The sequence below is a fragment of the Mesorhizobium sp. M7D.F.Ca.US.004.03.1.1 genome, from assembly GCF_003998635.1.
Taxonomy (GTDB): domain Bacteria; phylum Pseudomonadota; class Alphaproteobacteria; order Rhizobiales; family Rhizobiaceae; genus Mesorhizobium; species Mesorhizobium loti.
In genome coordinates, this window is record NZ_RZQG01001715.1 from 1 (window position 1) to 530 (window position 530).

At 64.5% G+C, this 530-nt stretch carries 1 protein-coding gene; it reads left to right on the top strand.

The window, feature by feature from the left end; genetic code table 11:
* The coding region (locus EN935_RS39665; RefSeq protein WP_164771913.1) for a chloride channel protein at positions 1 to 530 on the top strand (530 nt) is incomplete at both ends.

A 530-nucleotide genomic window follows, 5' to 3' on the forward strand; every position in this document is an offset into this window, starting at 1 on the left:
GCTGCTTTTCGAATGGACGCCGCGCAGCTTCATCCCCGTGGCAGTGGCGGCGATCATTGCCGAAGTCGAGCGCACCATGCTGCATCTGCCCGGGCCGATCTTTCCGTTCCAGGGTGGCATGGAGGTGACCTTTGTCGGCCTTGCCGGCTGGGTCGCGATCGGCGTCTGCGCAGGACTGTTGTCGGGGCTGCTGACGCAGATGGTCTATGCCTGCGAGGACGGCTTCCAGAAGCTGCCCATTCACTGGATGTGGTGGCCGATGCTGGGCGGTTTGGTTGTCGGCATAGGCGGATTGATCGAACCGCACGCGCTCGGCGTCGGCTATGACAACATCGCCAATATGCTTGACGGCCGCACGATCGCGACCGCCGCGCTGATCCTCCTGGTGGTGAAGGCCATCATCTGGTCGGTGGCGCTTGGTTCAGGAACATCAGGGGGCGTGTTGGCGCCGCTGCTGATCATGGGCGGGGCGATGGGTGCGGTGCTCGCGGGAATTCTGCCCGCGGCGGACCCGGGCTTCTGGGCATTAC